Origin of the sequence: Amycolatopsis sp. cmx-11-12 (genome assembly GCF_046269425.1) — a bacterium.
In the GTDB taxonomy this organism is placed as follows: Bacteria; Actinomycetota; Actinomycetes; order Mycobacteriales; family Pseudonocardiaceae; genus Amycolatopsis.
The window spans coordinates 17611-37761 of record NZ_JADNQM010000035.1 but is presented as its reverse complement, the minus strand read 5'-3'; the positions used below and the strand labels follow the sequence as shown (position 1 = coordinate 37761).

General features: G+C 65.4%; 20 protein-coding genes and 1 tRNA gene. 17 read left to right on the top strand and 4 right to left on the bottom strand.

Features of this window, described 5'->3' with window-relative positions:
- Positions 1 to 201: 201 nt before the first annotated feature.
- Complete coding sequence (locus ACLARN_RS34725; RefSeq protein WP_409495705.1) at positions 202 to 1113, bottom strand: trypsin-like serine peptidase; 912 nt, start codon at positions 1111 to 1113, stop codon at positions 202 to 204.
- A 447-nt stretch (positions 1114 to 1560) separates the two neighbouring features.
- On the opposite strand from ACLARN_RS34725, the gene ACLARN_RS34720 reads away from it, so the two are divergent.
- Entirely contained in the window at positions 1561 to 2754 is a 1194-nt protein-coding gene (locus tag ACLARN_RS34720; RefSeq protein WP_409495704.1) for a Fic family protein, read from the top strand.
- Between the two features lie 120 nt (positions 2755 to 2874).
- Here the strand turns inward: ACLARN_RS34720 and ACLARN_RS34715 are convergent, their stop codons facing one another.
- Positions 2875 to 3972: a hypothetical protein gene (locus tag ACLARN_RS34715; RefSeq protein ID WP_409495703.1), complete on the bottom strand. Its 1098-nt coding sequence runs from the start codon at positions 3970 to 3972 to the stop codon at positions 2875 to 2877.
- Between the two features lie 559 nt (positions 3973 to 4531).
- Between ACLARN_RS34715 and ACLARN_RS34710 the strand changes: the two genes are divergently transcribed.
- Positions 4532 to 4996, top strand: a complete 465-nt coding sequence (locus ACLARN_RS34710; RefSeq protein ID WP_409495702.1) for a hypothetical protein — start codon at positions 4532 to 4534, stop codon at positions 4994 to 4996.
- A gap of 812 nt (positions 4997 to 5808) precedes the next feature.
- A complete protein-coding gene (locus tag ACLARN_RS34705; protein WP_409495701.1) occupies positions 5809 to 6894 on the top strand; it encodes a YaaC family protein in 1086 nt (361 codons plus the stop codon).
- Here the strand turns inward: ACLARN_RS34705 and ACLARN_RS34700 are convergent.
- Positions 6887 to 7993, bottom strand: coding sequence for a hypothetical protein (locus tag ACLARN_RS34700; RefSeq protein ID WP_409495700.1), 1107 nt, complete (start codon positions 7991 to 7993; stop codon positions 6887 to 6889). The two genes, ACLARN_RS34705 and ACLARN_RS34700, sit on opposite strands and share 8 nt — an antisense overlap.
- A gap of 208 nt (positions 7994 to 8201) precedes the next feature.
- Here ACLARN_RS34700 and ACLARN_RS34695 point away from each other — a divergent pair, with 208 nt between their 5' ends.
- The 11 genes from ACLARN_RS34695 (at position 8202) to ACLARN_RS34645 (ending at position 16908) form a co-directional block, all read left to right on the top strand.
- A complete protein-coding gene (locus tag ACLARN_RS34695; protein ID WP_409495699.1) occupies positions 8202 to 9440 on the top strand; it encodes a helix-turn-helix domain-containing protein in 1239 nt (412 codons plus the stop codon).
- A 5-nt stretch (positions 9441 to 9445) separates the two neighbouring features.
- The gene (locus ACLARN_RS34690; RefSeq protein ID WP_409495698.1) at positions 9446 to 10006 is read left to right on the top strand and encodes a flavoprotein; all 561 of its coding nucleotides are present in this window, start codon (positions 9446 to 9448) and stop codon (positions 10004 to 10006) included.
- Between the two features lie 105 nt (positions 10007 to 10111).
- Positions 10112 to 10408: a hypothetical protein gene (locus ACLARN_RS34685; RefSeq protein ID WP_125798323.1), complete on the top strand. Its 297-nt coding sequence runs from the start codon at positions 10112 to 10114 to the stop codon at positions 10406 to 10408.
- A 23-nt stretch (positions 10409 to 10431) separates the two neighbouring features.
- Complete coding sequence (locus tag ACLARN_RS34680) at positions 10432 to 10893, top strand: hypothetical protein (RefSeq protein ID WP_409495697.1); 462 nt, start codon at positions 10432 to 10434, stop codon at positions 10891 to 10893.
- 303 nt (positions 10894 to 11196) lie between these two features.
- Positions 11197 to 11445 (top strand): hypothetical protein, encoded by a 249-nt coding sequence (locus tag ACLARN_RS34675; RefSeq protein WP_409495696.1) that lies wholly within the window; start codon positions 11197 to 11199, stop codon positions 11443 to 11445.
- On the top strand, positions 11423 to 11677 hold the full coding sequence (locus ACLARN_RS34670; RefSeq protein WP_409495695.1) for an AMED_5909 family protein: 255 nt from the start codon (positions 11423 to 11425) through the stop codon (positions 11675 to 11677). The genes ACLARN_RS34675 and ACLARN_RS34670 overlap by 23 nt, the downstream gene beginning before the upstream one ends.
- 308 nt (positions 11678 to 11985) lie before the next feature.
- Positions 11986 to 13554: an FtsK/SpoIIIE domain-containing protein gene (locus tag ACLARN_RS34665; RefSeq protein ID WP_409495694.1), complete on the top strand. Its 1569-nt coding sequence runs from the start codon at positions 11986 to 11988 to the stop codon at positions 13552 to 13554.
- Entirely contained in the window at positions 13551 to 13937 is a 387-nt protein-coding gene (locus tag ACLARN_RS34660; protein WP_409495693.1) for a hypothetical protein, read from the top strand. The genes ACLARN_RS34665 and ACLARN_RS34660 overlap by 4 nt, the downstream gene beginning before the upstream one ends.
- Before the next feature lie 44 nt (positions 13938 to 13981).
- Complete coding sequence (locus tag ACLARN_RS34655; protein WP_409495761.1) at positions 13982 to 15547, top strand: replication initiator; 1566 nt, start codon at positions 13982 to 13984, stop codon at positions 15545 to 15547.
- 9 nt (positions 15548 to 15556) lie between these two features.
- Positions 15557 to 15751: a helix-turn-helix transcriptional regulator gene (locus tag ACLARN_RS34650; protein WP_409495692.1), complete on the top strand. Its 195-nt coding sequence runs from the start codon at positions 15557 to 15559 to the stop codon at positions 15749 to 15751.
- Positions 15751 to 16908 (top strand): tyrosine-type recombinase/integrase, encoded by a 1158-nt coding sequence (locus ACLARN_RS34645; RefSeq protein WP_409495691.1) that lies wholly within the window; start codon positions 15751 to 15753, stop codon positions 16906 to 16908. Before ACLARN_RS34650 ends, ACLARN_RS34645 begins: the two co-directional genes overlap by 1 nt.
- A gap of 56 nt (positions 16909 to 16964) precedes the next feature.
- Here ACLARN_RS34645 and ACLARN_RS34640 read toward each other — a convergent pair.
- Positions 16965 to 17037: transfer RNA gene (locus ACLARN_RS34640), tRNA-Lys, on the bottom strand.
- 98 nt (positions 17038 to 17135) lie between these two features.
- Here ACLARN_RS34640 and ACLARN_RS34635 point away from each other — a divergent pair.
- The 3 genes from ACLARN_RS34635 to ACLARN_RS34625 all read left to right on the top strand — a co-directional run bounded on the left by ACLARN_RS34635 (position 17136) and on the right by ACLARN_RS34625 (position 20149).
- A complete protein-coding gene (locus tag ACLARN_RS34635; protein WP_409495690.1) occupies positions 17136 to 17675 on the top strand; it encodes a DinB family protein in 540 nt (179 codons plus the stop codon).
- 25 nt (positions 17676 to 17700) lie between these two features.
- Positions 17701 to 19074 (top strand): 3-carboxy-cis,cis-muconate cycloisomerase, encoded by a 1374-nt coding sequence (pcaB, locus tag ACLARN_RS34630; RefSeq protein WP_409495689.1) that lies wholly within the window; start codon positions 17701 to 17703, stop codon positions 19072 to 19074.
- 82 nt (positions 19075 to 19156) lie between these two features.
- Positions 19157 to 20149 (top strand): SCO0930 family lipoprotein, encoded by a 993-nt coding sequence (locus ACLARN_RS34625; protein ID WP_409495688.1) that lies wholly within the window; start codon positions 19157 to 19159, stop codon positions 20147 to 20149.
- The last annotated feature ends 2 nt before the right edge of the window (positions 20150 to 20151 follow it).

The following is a 20151-nucleotide window of genomic DNA, read 5'->3' as shown; positions in this document are numbered from 1 at the left end:
CAACCAGAGCGCGATTGTGCCAGAGGCGGGTTCATCCCCTGACGAGGACCCGACTATAAGAAAATGCGCGCATTCCGCAGCCACGGTTCGGGTGAATTCCAGATTCCCACCAACGCACTAATCCGGCTACGAAATCGACACCCAAAGTCGGATGGAGAATCGACCGAGTGGACTTCGCGGATTCCTGTAACAAAGCAGGGCCTAGAGTTCGCCGGCTCGCTCGTACAGCTTCCGCACCGGCTCCGTCAGTGCGGCGCCGCTCAGGTCCGTGGTCACGCCGTCCTCGGTCATCGTTCCCCGGCTCGTGACACTGAACAGGGTTCCCTTGCCACTGACGGGGTCGAAATTCCGCAGCCACGGACCGCCGCTGGAGCCACCGGCCAGGTCGCAATCCGTGTTCCAGGTCGTGTTCACCGAATTCACCTTGAGGGTGGCGGGCCGCACGCAGGAGAACAACGCCTCACCGGCAGCCGCTCGCGACACGGGGTAGCCGAGGATACTCGCGTCCACAGTGGACGGAAGCTCCCCGAACGAGATGTCCTGAGTGCCCGCGACGTCCGCGACATGGTTCCCGCCGACCGGATCGAGGGCGATCACCGCGTCGTCGTCCGAACCGCTCATCGGCCCCGAGTACGTGCTGGACCAGGCGAAGGCCCGGGCGGCGAACACCGCGTGCGGCGCGGCGCCGTGGTCGTAGCCCGGCACGAACACGACGTTGACGATCTTGATCGGGTTGTCGAACCGGTCCAGTCCACCGTTCACGCAGTGTCCGGCGGTGAACGCCACGTCCTTACTGGAACTGGGAACCACCGTCGCCGTGCAGGATCCGTCGACGCCGGGTTCGGCGGTGAAGAACAGCCGTCCGCCCCCCGGCGGCACCGGCCCCTCCCACTCGCGGCCGATCTTCTCGGCGGGCGGCAACTCCTCTTCACCCACCCACTGACGCATCCGCTCCGGCGTCCAATGAGCCAGCGCCGCGGCCCGGTCGGCCTCGCTCACCACGGTCACCACCTGGTCGTCGGCCGCGGACGCCGGCGCGGCCACGGCCACCAGTGCCGCACTGAGAACCGCCGTCAAAGCGACGGCACGATGGACCACACGCTGAATGATCATGCACAGTGGACGCGTCAGGCTTCGGAGAGGTTGTTCGCCGGAGCCCGCGCTCCCGGAAAGACCGAATGCGTGCCCTGCAAGACATCTGTGAGCTTTCGCCGTTAACGGTCCCGCCTTCGAACGCTCACTTCTGCCAAAGCCTGCATCCTTTCAGGTGAAGCTTCCCGGCGATAGCGGCTTCCCAGATGCGCTGAACGCACAGTCGTGTAGGGGCACAAGATCACGTCGACCACGAGGACCCGCGTCGAGATCGCTGCTCGGTCACCAAGGGACCGACGGCTCCAACTAGCCTGAACTGGCCTTATGTGCGCCCGGCGCCGGAACGGACTACTCCTGAGTGTCGCGGCGGAAGGCTGGAGAAGAATACGGAAGCCCGATAAAGTTGATCTTGAACCAGTCAATTCCACCATTTGCGGCGATCAGGTGGCTTCGTGGAGGCTTCGCGACATGAAGGAACGCGACGCCACCGGCGGCAAGTGGGTGCCCGTGGCCGAGGAGGGTGACATCCCGGAAGCCATCCGAAGAGAAGGAGCTTGGGTACCGCGCCCGCTACCTTCCGACGTGGTGCTGGCGACGAGCACCCACCGGGTTCTGGCCCGGGCCGAGCAGGCACTGGGACGTCTCGACGAGGCGGCCGAGCGGTTGCCGGACCGGCAGTACCTCGTGCATTACACGATGCTGCGCGAGGCGCAGAGTTCCGCCGCGCTGGAGGACGCCAGCGTCTCGTTGAAGGACGTCTTGCTGGCCAAGTTGCCGGGCGCGAAGCCCGTGCCCGAGCCCGAAGTCGAGGCGATCACCCGGTACCTGGACGCGAGCCAGCGCGCCTTCGACACGGTCCGCGCCGGCGGCGACATCGATCTGCCACTGCTGGGTGGTATCAGCAGGCAGCTCGACCCGGTGCCGTCGCCGCCCGGAGAGGAGTCCGTGTTCTGGCGCGAACGAACGAGCTGGATCAGCGCCCGCGACGGCTCCGCCGTCGTCGCCCACACCCCGCCAGGACCCCACCTGCAGGCAACGGCGCAACAATGGCAGGAATGGGTTCGCGCCGACCATGACATGCCACTGGTCGCCAAAGTCGCCATCGGGCACCCGCAGCTGGAACTGATCCACCCGTTCGCCGGTGGCAATGGTTACGTCGCGCGCCTTTATGTCAGTTTGGAACTGGTCCGCGCCGGTGTTCTGCGCGACCAGATCCTGCCGCTGTCGCGCTGGCTCGACCGCTACCGCGACGAGTACTACCGCCAGCTTCGTTCCGTCGTCGATACCGGGAGTTTCGAAGAATTCATGGTTTTCTTCGCCGAAGGCGTGCACAAACTGTGCACCGAACAGATCCACCTCATCAAACGCATGGAGAAACTGCGATCGGAGCACCTCGACGCGGTGCCGGGAACGGGCAACGCCCGCCGAGTGGCCAGTGAGCTGATCGGGATGCCGGTGACCAATCACCATCTGATCGCGGATCGGTTCGGCATCTCGATCAAGGGCGCGAACGACGTCGCCACGAAACTCGAGCGCGCGGGGCTGCTGACCGTGAAGGACAACGCCAAATACAACAAGATCTATATCGCCCACGATGTTCTGGAACTGCTGAGCAGTATCGACCCCGTTCCGCCCGCCAGCGACGACGCGGTGTTCGAGTGATCGGCGCACCGGCCTCGGCGGTCGCCCCCTGCCGATATCGACGATCCGGCCGTCATCGCGCACGGGTGTGCCCGTATCACGGACCAGGCTCCTCCGCGGCAGGCCTGCTGGTATCGGCCATCACGGTGGCCGTGGTCGCCACCCGCGTTGCCCGATGGCGTCGGAAGCCCTCAACGGCAACGATCCGTCGTCCGGCGTAGCCAGCAACGACCGCACGTGGTCGGCGCCATCGGCGTCGATGTCCACCAGAAGTGCCAGTGCGCCACTGAAAGCCTCCCGGCCGGCGCGGATCTTGTTGCTCATCCAATGCGCGCGGCCGAGCATGATCAGCAATTCGGCGTGCGCGCCATCCTCGATCGCGTCGTCCTCGGCGGCGAGCGCGACGGCGCGAACGAGGTGCGGAACGGCCGCGGCGACGCGGTCGGCTTCAAGAAGCACCACGGCCAAGTCACGCTGCGCCGTCAGCGCACCGCGTTTGTCGTGGACACGATCACAGGTGGCGACGAGGTCGGAAAGGACGTCCATGGCCCGGTGCAACCGGCCCCACCGATGGTAGAAATCACCCAGCTCGGACAAGGTCGCACAGACGACATCGTGCTTCTTTTGCGCACGGGCGAGGCTGAGCACCCGAACCCACCGGGCCTCGGCCATCAGCCAGTCACCGGCCCAGTCCGCCGACTTCGCCGCCGCCGTCAGCAGTTCGATCAGAGCGGCCGGATCGCGGAGCTCGATCGCCGCGCGCTCACCCACGTCGGCGAGCTCCTTCATCCATACTGGGTCGCCCACCGCTCCGGCCACCGGCCACCAGGCGCGGGCCAGCTTCACCGCGTCCTCGGCCAGCCCGTGCCCGAGTTCCCAGCGCATCACCCCCACGACGGACCAGCGCACCGACCGCAGCACGTCGTCGCGCCGTCCGGTCGACGCGGTCGAATCCCGGAGATGCCGTCCGATGCGCAACGCCAGGGACTCCTCCTGCGCGGAAGGAGATTCGACCGGGCGATGCCGGATGCCGACCATGTCGTCCCCGGCCGTCGGCTCCGTCACCAATCCTCGTTCGGCCAGCCGGCGAAGTCGTGCCCGCAGGGTCGCGCCGTGGGCTCCGCTCGCCGCGGCGAGCACGTCGAGAGGCAACTGATCGACCCCGCACACGACGAAAGCGCACAACAGAAGGCCGTCGTCAGGATCTCCGCCCAACGACGACCGGACGCCATCGCTCACCAGCCAGCAACCTTCCCCAGCGAGCCCGCACTCGCCGACATGCCGTTGCTTGCCTAGCGCACCCTCCCCGGACACCAGCCCGCGGTCCTCAGCACACTGCCCTCGAAGGACTAGCTAACCACTTTCCCAGCAGCAAACGCGACCGCTCACGAGGTGAGGTTCGGTAATCTGACTCACCCGTTCGGGCAAAGCTCACCGAGGCCACGCGCAGTTTCTTCCACAAGTTGATCTTGATTGTCAACCACGGCCGGAGCCGGTGAACGTCCTCGGTCACGCACGGTAGCGCCGACCGGCCGCGACGAGCCGGGTAAGCGGCCGGCGTACTGGTGGTGCCTCTGATGGTTCGCCATCGAGAGCGCACGGGGCGTGGCGGCCTCGGTTCCCGGCTCGCCGGGCGCGAACTCGAACCGCTCACTGGGGCTGATCCGGAACCTTTGCACGGCAACAGTTTCGGCGAGGAGACCGGCGTCATTGGCGACGACGTGGAACACACGGTCGTCCGCGAACCCGATGTTGTAGACATGACCAGGACCACTTCGTTGTGCCGAAAGGGGCCACCATGCCGGGCCAGGAACCTGCGCCCACGCCGCACAACCGGTCCACGACACGCCGTGTGGTGACGGTGTCAATCGTTGTGCTGGTCGTTCTCGGCGCACTGTGTGGAGCCTCGTTCATCCCCAAGGTGGCGAACCACTTCGGCTACGCCCTGCCGGGAGAGGAAGGCCTTCCATACCGGGTCCACTACAACGGCAGGGACTACCGCAACAACCTGACGTGCGCCGGCGCGCAGTGGTGCGCGGGCGAAAGAACCCCTGAGCCATACTGCACGCCTCGTGCTGGACTGGACCTGGGAGAAGGCAACCGCGAAACAGGGCTGGTGAAAGTCGACGACGTCTTCACCATGTTCGGACCCTCGCACCCTGTTTTCACCGCAGGCGTCCCGCAAGGTGAGGTAGTAACGAGGGTCATCGTCGAGGCATTCAATGATTGTTACCTGATATACGGCCTGATGGGCGGTCCTTAGGTCGAGTGGTCTGACGACCACGACCGGACGACGCCGCCGAAGGCCTTGTCCGACTCAAGACCGGAGATGATCTTGCCCTTGGGTGGCCCACGAGCGTGGACCAGGCTAAAAAGTGGGCCGCCTGGGGCTCGAACCCAGAACCTACGGAATCTTGGGCGAGGTCTCCGGACGTCTGCCGTTAGCTGCCGACAACCGCTCTCACCTGCGTGAACCTCGATCGCGAACGATCATGGTCTGTGATCGTTTGGCGTCGCCTGCGGTCGTTTCCCGGGGATAAACCGGGGAGATGATCATGCTTCTCGACCTGCTCCCACGCGCGTTCGCGCGACGCCATTCTACTGCCCACACCTTCCCCTTCATCCCGATACGAAGCCAGCACGCGGCCGGTAGCGTCGGGTCAAGGCACGCTTTCCAGCCTTGACCCGACGCTACCGGCCGTTGTCACGATCAAGCGTCGGGGTGGAGGAGATCGACGACTGTGCGTAACAGCTGGCGATACACGGACGACCGGTATGTCACGACGCTCGTTGAGGAGGGCCGACCTTGGCTATGGGGACATGTGCGCCGCCGCTGGGTGGCGCTGCGCAAGGTGACCCGCTGGCGGCCGCGTCGCCCGGCCGGTGGGCGGAGCGGAGCGGCAGCCCACCGTGTCGGGAACCGGCGCGGCCGCCCAAGCAAGGGGCTACCCACGCGCCCGGCGCGCCGCCCGGCGGCGGCGCGCCCTTGATCCCATAGAGCCAAGTTCGGCAACGACCGCGATCATGCTGGACCATCATCAGATACCGAAACTCACCCGAAAGCATGGCAACTGAATGAATACATGGCGAGATCTCAACTTGCCTGATCAGGCAACCCTATGGCGGAAGCTGCGCGGCCTCAGAGTCTCTCCACCGGGGGCAGCCGCAAAGGACAACGGCCGGGTGGCAACTTTTCAAGCAGCACTCGAACAAGCACAGCAGTTTATGCTTGCCGCAGAAGGTGCTGACTATGCAACCCGTCCGCTACAGCTTTTTTATGCCCTTTCTCAAGGAGGACGAGCGATCACAGCAGCATCGAACCGACTTCCAAGATCAATTGAAATACCAGATAGAGATAGCCCAGGAAAAATGAAACCGCATGTTGTCTCCTGGAACTCAAGCGGCCACGGGATAACCGCGCCGGGAATTTCCGTCAAGAAGGCAGCCAAGATCGCTATAAAAGCGAATTGGACTGGACTCATGCCAGAAGTCGCGCTCGCCATGGGGGTAGATTGCCTACGACCAGAAGAGAAGATCAGCCTATCGGAGGTATGGCCCCTCATCCCGGAGGCTTATTCGGCACCACTACCGAAACAGGGACTTGGACGAGCACTAAGCATCGGGAGTGCCACCATTCTCCCCGAGAACGGCAAGCAATTATGCCGCGTAAACGTTGGAAACGTACCCTCCGAAGTTAAAGAAGCCTTCTTGAGCGACTCGAACGCGTTCAATGATTTCTTGTCAAAGTACCCGACACTCTCAAACGTGAGATGGCCACCAGGACCGCACTATGAGCCACTGTTTCGCACCGGCAGCTTTAGCGGAATGTCAACCGAAGTTGTCTGGGAAAAGGAAGAAGGCCCGATAGTAGACGCCACCCAAGAGACGCACGACAGACTTGGAACACGCTACAGAACAGCTAGTGACTTTTGGGCTTTTCCCAGAGTTGGCAGCATGGACGGACCACTACATCCAATATTTGCTTGGTGGTCAACGTTGTTCGCCTTGTCTATGATGGCTCGCTACGCGCCCGCAGGTTGGTATCACATGACGCGCATAGACTTATCAGACGAAGCTAACGCAATTGAGCATATCCTCGACGAGGCACTTACAGTTGTCCCGAATCTCCTGCTCGAAGCAATTGAATTGGCCTCTAGATAAAGGAGCCGTCATCAGGTGTCCAGAGCGTAGTCCGTTGAACACTTGGAAGAACGAACTGTCGCGCCCTCTTTTCGAGTTCTTGCTCGATTAGGACGCGCAGCGCATCCCTGAGTGCCGCAATGGGGAGTCGCTTCGCCTTCTCTGGCCTAGCAATAATAGTCATTTCGTCCGCAAGGTTAATGTGCCTCTTTCCCGCGTGAACGTATTCACTCCTAGTCAAGTAGGCTCCGCTCAGAACCTTGTCGACAAATGAGACAGAAGGTGATTCAATCAACCTGGGCCGCGGCCCAGCCCAGTCTCCCCCTGAACATTCCCCGCTTGCCGTATCAAATTGGTGAAACCAGTCACGCACAGGAGAGCTCCAGAAATCGAGAGGGATCCGTTCCTGAACGTACGCTACAAATGATCTCTTCAAGTTTCGATGTTTGTTCTCAGACAACAACTCCTTTCGCATTCCCTTTCGCTGATCCTCATTGAGCTTTAGTTTGCGAAATCTAGCATCCCACTTTGCAGCTTCCGACCACGCCTCCCAAGAATTGTCCATCTCCCCATATCGCTGCGCCAGGAGCTCGATCGCACCCACAAGCAAGGAATAGGCGGCATTTGTCTCCCTCACGGAAAGAAGGGCAGCACTATAGTGCATTTGAATGGCTGCCGAGATTATGTCGTAGTCACTATCTGGGAGCGAGAGCAACTTCTCCAGTGCACCACTAAAACGTCTTGTCGAATCTTGCCCATTTTCTATGGGAGCCATTAGATTCGAGTCGATACGGTCACTAAGCGGAAGCAGAAGGCCGTACATTGAACCCTCCACTCCCAAGGCCATCTCTTCAAGCGCTTCAATTCTCCTATTGAAGGCAAAGGTCAGCAAGCCCGCCCATTCCTGCGGCTCGCCACTAACCGCATTGATGGCCTGCTTCGTTTCCGAACTCGAAGGCCACTCGAACCGCGCAAGAAGTTCCGGGGGCTGACCTACCCGATGGACCGGCCGTTCAGTACTTAACGTAGTGTAGTCGGCAAAGTTCAGCGAGTTTCCGCCAGGTATCACAATGCGTGCCGAAGAAGTGGAGACCTGCCGTACTTCAACCGCCTTGTTCAAGTTACGCACCCAGTTCCAAAGAGCCCGCATACGCCGCCTTCCACTGTGAATTGCCGTCGAGAAATACACGGAAATCGTAATCGTCCATAGCTGTACTCTTTAGACTAAAAGTCTCGATCGGGATTCGATGTGTTACACACACCCCCTCCTGGACAGCTAATGAACGCAGCAGTGCGATCTTTGAGGCGTTCGCTGTTAGCCTGGAGGCATGCGTGGTGCGGGTGATCAGCTCAGCATTGGGGAGCGTATTGCCTTCTACCGGCGGCGGCGTGGCCTGTCGCAGGTGGTTCTTGCTGACCTGGTCGGCCGTACCGAGGACTGGCTGAGCAAGATCGAGCGCGGCGAACGTGAGATCCGGCGCTTGGACGTGCTGGCCGACGTCGCGCGGGGTCTGCGGGTGACGTTGGGGGACCTCCTCGGCGAACCAGTGCTCATGGAGGACGAGGACAAGAACGACGACGTCCCGGCCATCCGAGACGCCTTGATGGCGCCGAGGCGCCTGTCCCGCACCTTGTTCTCTTCGTCTATGTCGCCGGAGTACATCGACCCGGCCCCGGTGGCTCAGCTAGTCGAGGGTGCCTGGTCCAGCTACCAGAAGGGCGACCTCGGCCGTGTCGTCGCAGCGCTGCCGGGCCTGATCAAGACCAGTCAGGGCATGGAGTCCGCCTCGGCCGATGACGCGGCCTACCGACGGGCCTGCGCAGCGGTGTCGGCCCGCGTTCACCATCTGGCCGCCACCACGCTGAGCAAGATCGGTGAAGCCGACCTCGCGTGGATCGCGGCGGAACGCGCCATGCAGGCAGCCGACGAGGCAGACGACCCGCTCGTCCTGGCCTCTGCTGCCCGTTCCGGCACTCATGCGCTGCTGGCGGTCGGCCGGTTCGATGACGCGCTTGAGCTAGGCGACGTGGCCGCGAAGTGGCTGGTCCCGAGGATGCGCGATGGTGATCCAGCGGCGCTGAGTCTCTACGGGATGCTTTACCTACGGACTGCCGTCGCCGCTGCGCGGCAACAGGACCGGTCGACGGCGAACGAGCTGCTGTCTCACGCAGGACGGGCGGCCGATCAGCTCGGCGTGGACGCGAACCACTGGCAGACCGGGTTCGGTCCGGCCAACGTCGAGCTGCACCGTCTGTCGGCGGCGCTGGATCTGGGCGACATTTCGCAGGTGATCGAGTCGGCTCCGAGGATCAGCGTCGATCATCTGCCTGTGGAGCGGCAGGTCACCCATCTGATCGACTTCGCGCGGGCGTTGAGCCTGGTCGCGAAGGATGACGAGGCGTTGTCGGCGCTGCTGACGGCTGAGCAGAAGGCGCCGGGGATCGTCCGGCACAGTACGGCGGTGCGGGAGGTCGTGCGGTCGATGTATCGCCGCGCCCCGGCGACGGCTGGTAAGAAGTCCTCGCCCTTGTTGGCGTTGGCTGAGCGCTGCGGCGCGGTGAGGTAGGTCGGGTGTCGTCGCGTGTTCTGGGCCTGGTGGGCTCGGGTGCTGGTGGTGTTGAGGACCTTCTTCCGCGCGTGATCCTCCCCGCGCAAGCGGACGGCTGGACGGTCGCGGTGACCTTGACCCCGACGGCGGGGCGCTGGCTGGACGAGAACGGCGGCCGCGCCGAGATCGAGGAAGCCACCGGATTCCCGGTCCGGGTCGAGCCCCGCACGCCGGCCGAAACCAGCCCCCATCCGGCCCCGGACTGCTACCTGGTCGCGCCCGCCTCGGCGAACATGGTCGCCAAGCTCGCGATGGGCATCGCCGACAATCAAGCCCTTACGCAGGTCAACGAGGCCATCGGCACGCTCAACCTGCCGGTCATCGTCTTCCCGCGCGTGAACGCTGCGCACGCTCGTCACCCGTCCTGGGAAACCCACCTCGACGCGCTGCGGCGTGCTGGTGTGCGTCTCGTGTACGGGGACGACGTGTGGCCGCTGCATGAACCGCGGAGCGCTCCGGGCCGTGAGCTGCCCTGGTCAGCGGTGCTTTCCGCGGTGAACGAGGCCGTTCCTCTCCCCCGCTAGTCCCTACCCGGACAGTTTGTCCGGGGTGAGGCTCCTCACTGGGTGTCTCCTGTGTCCAGCGCGCCCGACCGGGCTCGCCGAGACCGAGACACCGGGAGAGCACACATGGGCATTCACGTGGTGATTCAGCCCCTCGTCGGCTACGGCGCGGCGGTGGTCTCACCATCTCCTGGCGTTCGTCAGCTCGTCGCCGGAAGCGAAGAAACCTCCTTCATCGTCCAGGTGCCCGCCCGTATCGGCGGCCTGATGGACACCGCACGGTTCGCGCAGAGTCTCGCGACCGCTGCCAGCGAGTTCAGCGAATGGTGCGAAACCCAGCACCGCACGCGCTCGCATTCCTCTTCCTTCCATGACCAATGGTCCGACGCTGCCGACGACGCCGTCACGCGCAAGAACGACTGATCACACGCATCGAGGAGCAGCAAATGGCTATCTACAAGGGTTTTCGGTTCCCCATCGAGTTCGACGAGGCGTTCGGCCAGGGTTTGGTGATGGTTGGTGAGGTGTCGCCGGACAACGAGTACCAGTCGCGGGAAGACCGGTCGGCGGGTCGTCCGGCGCGTCAGCGGGTCGACGAGGTGACGGGCAAGCGTCAGTGGAAGGTCACGGTGACCGACCCGGACGAGGTCAAGGCGAAGCGGGCGTCGTTCGAGATCACGTTGCTGGCCGATGTGCAGCCGGTGCCGTCAACGTCGGAGGTGCTGCCAGGTATGCGGCCGATCGAACTGGAGGGCCTGACGGCTGAGCCCAAGGTGGCTGGTCAAGGCGAGTTCAAATACCAGTCCTACATGTTCCGCGCGACTGGCTTCAAGGCTGCGGCCTCGGGTGGGGCGTCGAAGTCGTCGCGGACCTCGGGCGCTGCCGAGTCAACGCCCAAGGCTGCGTGATGCCAGGCGGGGTGCCGGGGAGCCACGGTGTGGCTGTGGTTTCTCCGCATCTGGTCCAGGCGTGGGAGATGGCTTACCGCCACTACAGCGCTTTGAGGGCACAGACCACGCAGGTCGTCGACCCCTTGGCGGCGCACGAGGTGGGTGTTGCTTCGCGCGCGGTGGCGTCGGCCTGGCGGGATCTTCTGGCGGAAGGCCGTTTGCCGTGGTGGGTGCTCGCGGCCGTGACAGCGGCGGCTGAGGGGTTTGAGGAGAACGCGCGGTCGTGGGAGATCCGTGCTTACAGCGAGGAGGAGCAGGGCCGTGGCGTTCAACGCGATGTGGAAGCCGGGGCGGCAGGCGGTCGCGGGGATGCAGGGCAATGGTTCGGCGAACCCGGCCCTGGTGATCTATCTCGACCCGGACAGCCTGGCGATCCTGCCTCCGTCCGATCCGGCCGAGTGGCCGGAGTTCATCCGGCTCCTTCGCCAAATCCGCGACAGCGCGGACGAACTGGCCGTGTTCCTCGGCAAGCACGCGGCGGTGCGCAATGACGACACCGGGCCGGAATGAGCCACAGACCCTCAAGGACGCGCACCTGGTCGCATCCGCTCGTCGGCCGAAGCCCGGTTCAAACCGGTCGACGTGGCTGAAGTTTCACAAGGAGAACGCGCGCATGTATCAGGCCGTGTCCGATGTGGACCGCGCGCACCACCACGAACTCAAGTACTGGGTCAGCTATGAGGAGCGGAAAGCCAAGGAGGTGGCCGCGAAGATCCAGAAGGAGAAGTCGCAAGCCAGCTAGAAACTGAACAACAGAGCGAAAAACGCACGCGGGGACGTGCGGCGTACAAACACGTCCTCAAGCGTTCTTCCTGTCCTGTAAGGCGCAGAAGCGGAATCCGGCTACCAACCTTGCCGCTCCTGCGCTGTCCACAACCTCTGGAAGTGAACAATGACAACGCTAAACGATGGCAACAAGCGTGCGCTAGACGGGGTCACCCGAACGCGCTGCACGGTCTGTAAGCGGTTCGCGAAGCTGCTGCCCGGCGAGACGGAATGCGCTCCCTGTCAGGGAATGCTGCCACTGGATCTGACCGGCGGTGGTCGTCGATGAACACGAACGGGATCGGTTTCCTTCTCATCGGCGGCGGAGTGCTCGGCGTGGTGGTGTGGCTGCTGCACAAGATCGGTCGCGCGCTCGCCACGATCTTGGAAGTCCTGGCAGCGGCCGCACTGGTGTTCATCGCCCTCTGGTGGCTGCTCAAATCGTTGCTGTGGCTGGGAAAACAAGTCATCACGCGCTGGCGGACCAGTCTTACCGTGGTGGCGTTCATGGCGTGGTGGCAGTACCTCGGGTGGCTGTCCCTGGCGATCGTGACCGGATCGGTTGTCGCCGTGCTCGCGTCGTGGCGTCTGATCGCCGTGGTGTCCTATGACCACCACTGCGGCCGGTTCCTGCGGTCCTGGTGGATGCGCTGGGCCGTCTATGCGCGCAAACTCCCAGCCTGGCTGCACGCCTGCGGGCTGAGCATCCGGGACGAGACGCTGCCGGTGGAAGTGACGGTGAACCTGGTCGGCCGTCGACGTTTGCTGTCCCGCAAGGCCGCTTCGTCGTCTCGGGCTGTGCAGGTGCCGAAGGTCCTCAAGGTTCGGTCGGGGCCGTCGTGGGATGAGGTGCGGGTGCAGCTCGTTCCGGGGCAGAAGCCCGAGGACTTCGACGAGGCCGCGCGGGCGCTGGCGGTGGCGCGCAAGGTCAAGCGGTGTCAGGTGCGGGAGCTGGAGCCCAATGTGGTTTCCATCGACTTCCAGCGCCGTGACCTACTCAAATCCGCGGTGACCTCGCTGCCGGTTCCCGACCTCGTGTCTCCCGATGGGCTCGGCGTGGATCTGCGACATGTGTGGTCCGGGACCACGGAGTACGGCTCGGACTGGCGGGTTCCGCTGGTCGGCTCAGGTGCGCACTGCTTAACCGCTGGCGCGACCGGTTCGGGGAAGAACTCGGTGATGTGGTGCCCGCTGGTGTCTGCCGCGCCCGCGATTCGGTCGGGTGTGGTCCGGGTGTCCGGCATCGATCCAAAGGGGATGGAACTCGCCTACGGGCGCGGGATTTTCGCCCGGTATGCGGTGACCGGCAAGCAGGCGCTCGAACTCCTCGACGGCCTGCTTGAGGAGATGGAAGCTCGCAAGCACGAGTTCGCCGGACGCGTGCGGATGATCCCGATCAGCGTCGAGCATCCGCTAGAGGTTCTGGAGTTCGACGAGATCGGCGCGCTGACCAAGTACACCGACCGCAAGACCCGCGACGCGATCGTGGAGAAGGTCGCGCTCCTCACCACACAAGGCCGGGCCTTGGGGATCACGGTGCGCGGCTACGTCCAGGAACCCACAAAGGACACCGTCCCGGTTCGAGAGCTGTTCCCGCGCCGCGTGTGTCTGCGGGTGACCTCCAAGACCCACGTCGGGATGGTCCTCGGCGACGGCGCGTACGAACGGGGCGCGTGGGCGAACCGGATCGGCGATTCCGAAGCCGGTGTCGGCTACGTCTGGGGCGAAGGCGTCCGCGAACCCCTGCGCGTCCGGGCCGGGTGGGTCGCCGATGAGGAGATCAAGGCCCTGGAGGCCTACGTGACCAACGGCGGCGCTCACGTCGTCGACCTGTCCGAAGGGAGGGCGGCATGAACCGGCTCATGGTGTTCCTCGACGCGATCCGCGATCACCTCGACTCGTTCGCGCTTCCTCCGGCCGCATCCCTGCGGGTTGGGGTGGGTCCTGACCCGATCACGGTGCAGCTCGACTCTCACCGGCTGGAGGACGTAGCTCGCGGCCTGCTCGCCTGGGCGGCCTCGCTCGACGACGTAACGGCGTCTCTCTGGCGCCCTGAGCGCGGCGAGTCGGTGCACCTGGAACTCAGCGGCCGGACTCCATGCGGCATCCCGGTGCTGGTGTACGGCGGCGTCTGGTTCGACGAAGCGACCTTCCCGGACCTGCCTGCGGGGATGCGGCAGGAGATGCCCGTGTTCGTGCTGCGGCAGTGGAACACGCCTGGGGAGGTGGCAGCGTGACGAGCACCAAGGAATCCGCGGTGGCCAACTCTCGGGCCGCCCGGATGCGAGAACCCCTCGCGTCGGACGTGGTGAAGGCGACAGCGGAGAAGCACGGCGTCTGTGTTCGGCCGTTCACGATGGAGGTCGGCGACACCGCTACCGGAGAACTCCGCTACGTCCCCGTCCCGTGCGGCTCGACCGTCGAATCGGTGTGTCTGCCGTGCGCTCGGAAGGCGAAGGCACTTCGACAGGTCCAGTGCCGCGAAGGCTGGCACATCGACACCGAACCGGACTTCACCCCAGAGCCACCGTCCGAGACTCAGACAGAGCTGTTGGCGTTCCGGGCTGACCTCGTCGCCGCCTACCGGCAAGAGACCAACCAAGCCGAGATCGAGGAGCTGCGGGAGGAGATCCAAGGAGTCGACGACGAACTTCGGCAACTCGGGATGCGCGGCCGCCTCCCCTCGATCGACCTGCCCACGAAGAAGGCGGTGAAACGCTCGACGAAGCGGCGGCAGGACGCTCCGAACCTGCCGCGTCGGAAGGTCGCCAAGACCACGCTCGGCCGTGAGTACGCGGGACGGTTTCGACCGTCGATGTTCGTCACGCTCACCTGCGACACCTACGGCCCGGTCTGCTCGGACGGTGCACCGGTCAACCCTGCGACCTATAACTACCGGCGGGCGGCTCGCGACGCGGTCCACTTCTCGGCGCTGGTGGATCGGTGGTGGCAGAACCTGCGGCGCGTGGTCGGCTGGGACGCGCAGTACTTCGCGACCGTGGAACCGCAGCGGCGGGCGGCTCCGCATCTCCATGCGGCGGTCCGGGGATCGGTGCCGCATGACGTGATCCGCCAAGTCACCGAAGCGACCTATCACCAGGTCTGGTGGCCTGCGCATGACCAGGTGGTCTACGTCGACCGGATGCCCCTGTGGGACGGCGACCGCAGGGTGTTCGTCGACCCGGACACACGAGAGCCGCTCACCTCATGGGACGACGCGATAGAAGCCGTGGAAGACCCGGCGCACGTGGTCACCTTCGGCCGTCAGGTCCACTCCAAGGGCATCCTTGGCGGCTCCGAAGAGGCGGGGCGGCACATCGGCTATCTCACGAAGTACCTCACCAAGTCCACGGGTGAGGTGGTCGAAGCCGACACCGTGCGGCAACGCGATCACCACGACCGGCTGCACGCGGAACTCTCAGTGACACCCTGCTCGCCTCGCTGCGCGGTGTGGTTGCTGTACGGCATAAATCCCAAGGGCGCCAACGGAAAGACGACTCCGGGACACTGCAAAGGGCGGGCGCATCGGCGGACCACGCTCGGTTTGCCAGGACGGCGGGTACTGGTGTCCCGGAAGTGGTCCGGGAAGACGCTCGTCGACCACAAAGCGGACCGGAAGGCGTTCGTTCTAGAGGCACTGGCGGCGGTCGGGATCGAGAAACCTGCACCCGATCCGGCCCGGCTGGTCTGGCGCAAGGTCGACTCCGGCGACCCCTCCGTGCCACCTCGGGACCACCTGGTGATGCACGCCATCTCCGAACGCATCACCTGGAAAGCCGAGTACGACAAAGCACTACTAGCCGCACAGAGTCCACCAAATCTTTCGGCAACTCCACTCGCGGCCTAAGGGGATCACATGAACGTGCACAACATCGATCCACTCTGGACAGTGGAAGACGTCTCGGCCTACCTCGGTGTGCCCGTCGGGACGCTGTACCAGTGGCGCAGCAAGGGTTACGGCCCCGCTGGCCGTCGCATGGGGCGATACGTGCGGTACCGCCCTGAGGACGTCCGGGCGTGGGTGGATCAGCTGGCCGGAGAGGTGGCCTGATGCCTCGGCCTCAACTGGAGATCGGAACGTACGGGGAGATCCGGTATTCGCCTGTTCCGGGCGGGTACCGGGCTCGTGCGTTGTTTCGCGACTTCGACGGCAAGACGCGTGAGGTGGAGCGGACCGGGAAGACGAAGGGCAAGGCTGCGCAGCGACTCAAGGACGTGTTTCGCGAATGGACCGGGTCGACGACTGGTGAGATCACGCGGGAGACGCACCTGAAGGTGCTGGCCGAGGTCTGGATGGACCAGGTGCGGCAGGACGTAGAGGACGGCAAGAAGTCGCCGACCACCGAGACCGCGTACGAATCGGTCTTGAACGCTCACGTTGTGCCCGGCCTCGGGGAGCTGCGGGTACGAGAAGCCACCGTGATGCGGCTCGATCGCTTCCTAGGGGCTCTTCAGCTCAACGTCGGAGCATCGACGGCGAAGACGGCGCGGACCGTCCTTTCGGGAATGCTCGGGATGGCGGCTCGGTACGACGCGATCGATGGCAACCCGACACGGGACACTCGGCGCATCCCGACGGCGAAGAAGAAGCCTCGCGCGCTGGACGCGGACGAACGCGCTGGGTGGCTGGCGCGACTGGAGGCGAACGAGAAGTCGGTTCGCTGGGACCTGCCCGACTTGTCCCGGTTCATGATGGCGACCGGTGTCCGGGTCGGTGAAGCGCTCGCGACGTACTGGGAGGACGTCGACCTGGTGGCGGGCACGGTCGACATCACGCACACCGTGGTCCGGATCAAGGGTCAAGGGCTGCTCCGCAAGCCGCGTCCGAAGAGCGAGTCGAGCAAACGCGCGCTGCCGCTCCCCTCGTGGGCGGTGGAGCTGCTGGCGAAGAGGGCGGCGGCATCTGGCCCCATCTTCCCCAGCTCGACCGGCGGGATGCGGGACCCGAACAACGTCCTGCGGGTCATCCGGGAAATCCGCGGTGGTGACCACTTCCTCTGGGTCACTTCGCACACCTTCCGGAAGACGACCGCGACCGCGCTGGACGACGCGGGGGTGCCGACGAGGCTGATCGCGGACCAGCTCGGACACTCGCGGGTGTCGATGACGCAGGACAACTACCTGGAGCGGAAGACGGTCGACCCGTCTACGGCGAAGGCCCTGGAAGGGCTCTTGGATAAACCCGTCCGACCCCAAAACCGGGGATAAACCGGGGAGATGATCTTGGTCTTGGATGGCCACAACGCGTGGACCAGGTGAAAGAGTGGGCCGCCTGGGGCTCGAACCCAGAACCTACGGATTAAAAGTCCGCAGCTCTACCAATTGAGCTAACGGCCCGTGCCGACGAGTCTAGTAGATCGCCGCCGACCACCAGGATGGCGGGGCCGCCGCCGGAGCGCCACGGAATTGTCGGGGGTCTCTGCCATGGTCGGAGCATGGACACGATCCCCGAGGGGAACTACTCGCCCAAGTGGTCCGGTGACCGGCCGGAGCCGCCGCGGGTGGGGAGCGAGCGCGAGATCCTGACGTCCACGCTCGATTGGCATCGTCGCACCTTCGAGCTGAAGTGCCAGGGTCTGACGCCGGAGCAGATGGCGCTGCGGGCGGTCGATCCGTCGACCCTGTCGTTGCACGGGCTGCTCAGGCACCTCACCGGTACCGAGCGCTGGTGGTTCCGCGTCCAGTTCGCGGGTGAGGACGTCCCGATGCTCTATTACTCCGACGAGTGGCCTGAGCAGGACTTCGACGACACGGGCGGCGACGTCGAGGCCGCGTGGGTCGCGTGGCGTGAGGAGTGTGCGCGGTCGAGGGAGATCGTGGCGGCAGCCTCGCTCGACGACTCGGGCCGGACCCACGGCAACGGTGAGCCCTTCTCACTTCGGTGGTTGCTGACCCACCACATCGCCGAGTACGCGCGCCACGACGGCCACGCCGACCTGCTGCGCGAGCGCATCGACGGGAGGACAGGCCACTGAAACCTTGAAATGCGATGCTGGGCCGATGAACGCCGATCCCGATTCCGGCCTCCTCTCCCCGGTCCGCGCGGGTACGCCCGCCGAGGCGGCGACGGGTGATCTCGCGTGGGTACGGGCCCTGCTCGACACGGAGGCCGCGCTGGCCAGGGCGCAGGCCCGCACCGGGCTGATCCCGCGGGCCGCCGCCGAAGCGATCACCGAGGCCGCCGCGACGGCCGAGATCGACGTGGTCGCGTTGGCGAGGGCGGCGCGGGAGACTGCGAACCCGGTCGTGGGGCTGATCAAGGAACTGACCGAGGCGGCGGGCACGGAGTACGTCCATCGCGGCTCCACCAGCCAGGACGTCTTCGACACCGCGATGATGCTGGTCGCCGCGCGGACACGGGGCCTTCTCACGGCCGACCTCGAAGCGACGGCGGAGGCGCTGCGGGAACTCGCCCGCGCGCACCGCGACACGGTCATGCCGGGCCGCACCCTCACCGCCCACGCCGTCCCGACCACGTTCGGACTCAAGGCGGCGGGCTGGCGACAGCTGACGCTCGACGCGCTCGACAGGGTGAACCGTGTCGTCCTGCCGGTCTCGCTCGGTGGCGCGGCCGGCACGCGAGCCGCGTACGCCGAGTACGCGCGCCTCGCCGAGCTGCCCGACGGCTATCCCCAGCGGTTGCAGTCGGCTTTCGCCGAAGAGACCGGTCTCGCCGAGACCACGCTCCCCTGGCACACCCTCCGTACCCCGACCGCCGACCTCGCGGCCGCCCTCGCCTTCACCGCCGCCGCCCTCGGCAAGATCGCGGTCGACGTGCAGTTCCTGACGCGTACCGAGGTCGGCGAGGTCACCGAACCCGCGGGCGAGGGCCGTGGCGGTTCCTCGGCGATGCCGCACAAACGCAATCCGGTGCTGGCGACGCTGATCCGTTCGGCCGCGCTCCAGGTCCCGGTGCTGGCCACCGGCGTCACCCAGGCCATGGTCTCCGAGGACGAGCGTTCGGCGGGCGCGTGGCACGCCGAGTGGCAGTTGCTGCGCGAATGCCTGCGCCTGACCGGCGGCGCCGCGCATACGGCGGCCGAACTCGCCCGCGGCCTCGTCGTCAACGACTGCCGTATGCGCGAGAACCTCGGCCTCACGCACGGCCAGATCGTCTCCGAGCGGCTCTCGACCGTGCTCGCCCCGCTGCTGGGCAAAGCGCGGGCCAAGGAGGTCCTCGGACGCGCGTCTCAGCTCGCCGTGGAGCAGGACCGGGCCCTCGGTGAGGTTCTCTCCGACTTTCCTGAGATAACCGGAGTCCTCCCCGCGGAATCCCTCGCCGACCTGCTGGATCCGGCGAACTACACCGGCTCGGCCGGGGTACTCACCGACGCCGCGCTGGAAGCCCGGGAAGAAAATCCGAACTTTCCTTGAACCGGTCCCGTGAGGGGCCCGTGTAGGGGGTACAAGCTCACCGCGCCAAGCCGCGGAACCCCTACGAACAAGGAGAAATCCCATGCTTCGCAAGCGTTTCGTCGTCGCAACGGCGTCTGCGGCAGCGGGCCTGGCGCTGCTGTCGGCCTGCTCGGGTGGCACCGAGACCGCCGCGCCCGCCGTCGCTCCGGCTGCCGCGGTCGCCGGAGCCGGCGGGAACGCCCCCGCCGCCAAGGGTGAGACCAAGGTCGCCGTGGCCGAAGCCGGGGATCTCGGTCAGGTGCTCGTCGACAAGGACGGGTTCACCTTGTACCGCTTCGACAAGGACAGCGCGAAGCCCCCGAAGTCCAATTGCGACGGTGACTGCGCGAAGGCCTGGCCGCCGGTGCTCGCGGACGGCGAAGTACAGATCGAAGGTGTGGCCCAGGCCGTGGTCGGCGAGCTGACCCGCGCCGACGGCCGCAAGCAGGTCACCGTCGGCGGCTGGGCGCTTTACCGCTACGCCAAGGACGCCAAGGCGGGCGAGACGAAGGGACAGGGCGTCGGCAGCACCTGGTACGCCGCGAACGCCAAGGGCGGCAAGGCGGGCCAGGCCGCCAAGGAGGCTCCGGCCGAGCAGAAGGACGGCGCGACGAAGCTGGTCGCGAGCGACGTCGACGGCATCGGACCGGCCATTGTGGACAAGGAGGGCTTCACCCTCTACATGTTCACCAAGGACAAGAAGAACAAGCAGCCGACCTGCAACGGTGACTGCGCCAAGACCTGGCCCGCGGTGCTCGCCGAGGGCGACGTCCAGCTCGAAGGCATCGAGCAGAAGCTGCTCGGCACCGTGAAGCGCGCGGACGGCACCACGCAGGTCACCGTCGGCGGCTGGCCCGTCTACCGCTACGCCAAGGACGCTAACGCAGGTGAGGCGAACGGGCACGGCGTCGGCGGCACCTGGTTCGTCATCGAGCCCGCGGGCTGCAAGAGCACCGCGCCGGTGAAGGACAAGGCGGCCCAGAGCGGGAACGCCGCCCCCAAGAAGGAGAGCGGCGCTCCCGCCGAGTCCGGCGGAACCGAATACGGCTACTGAGC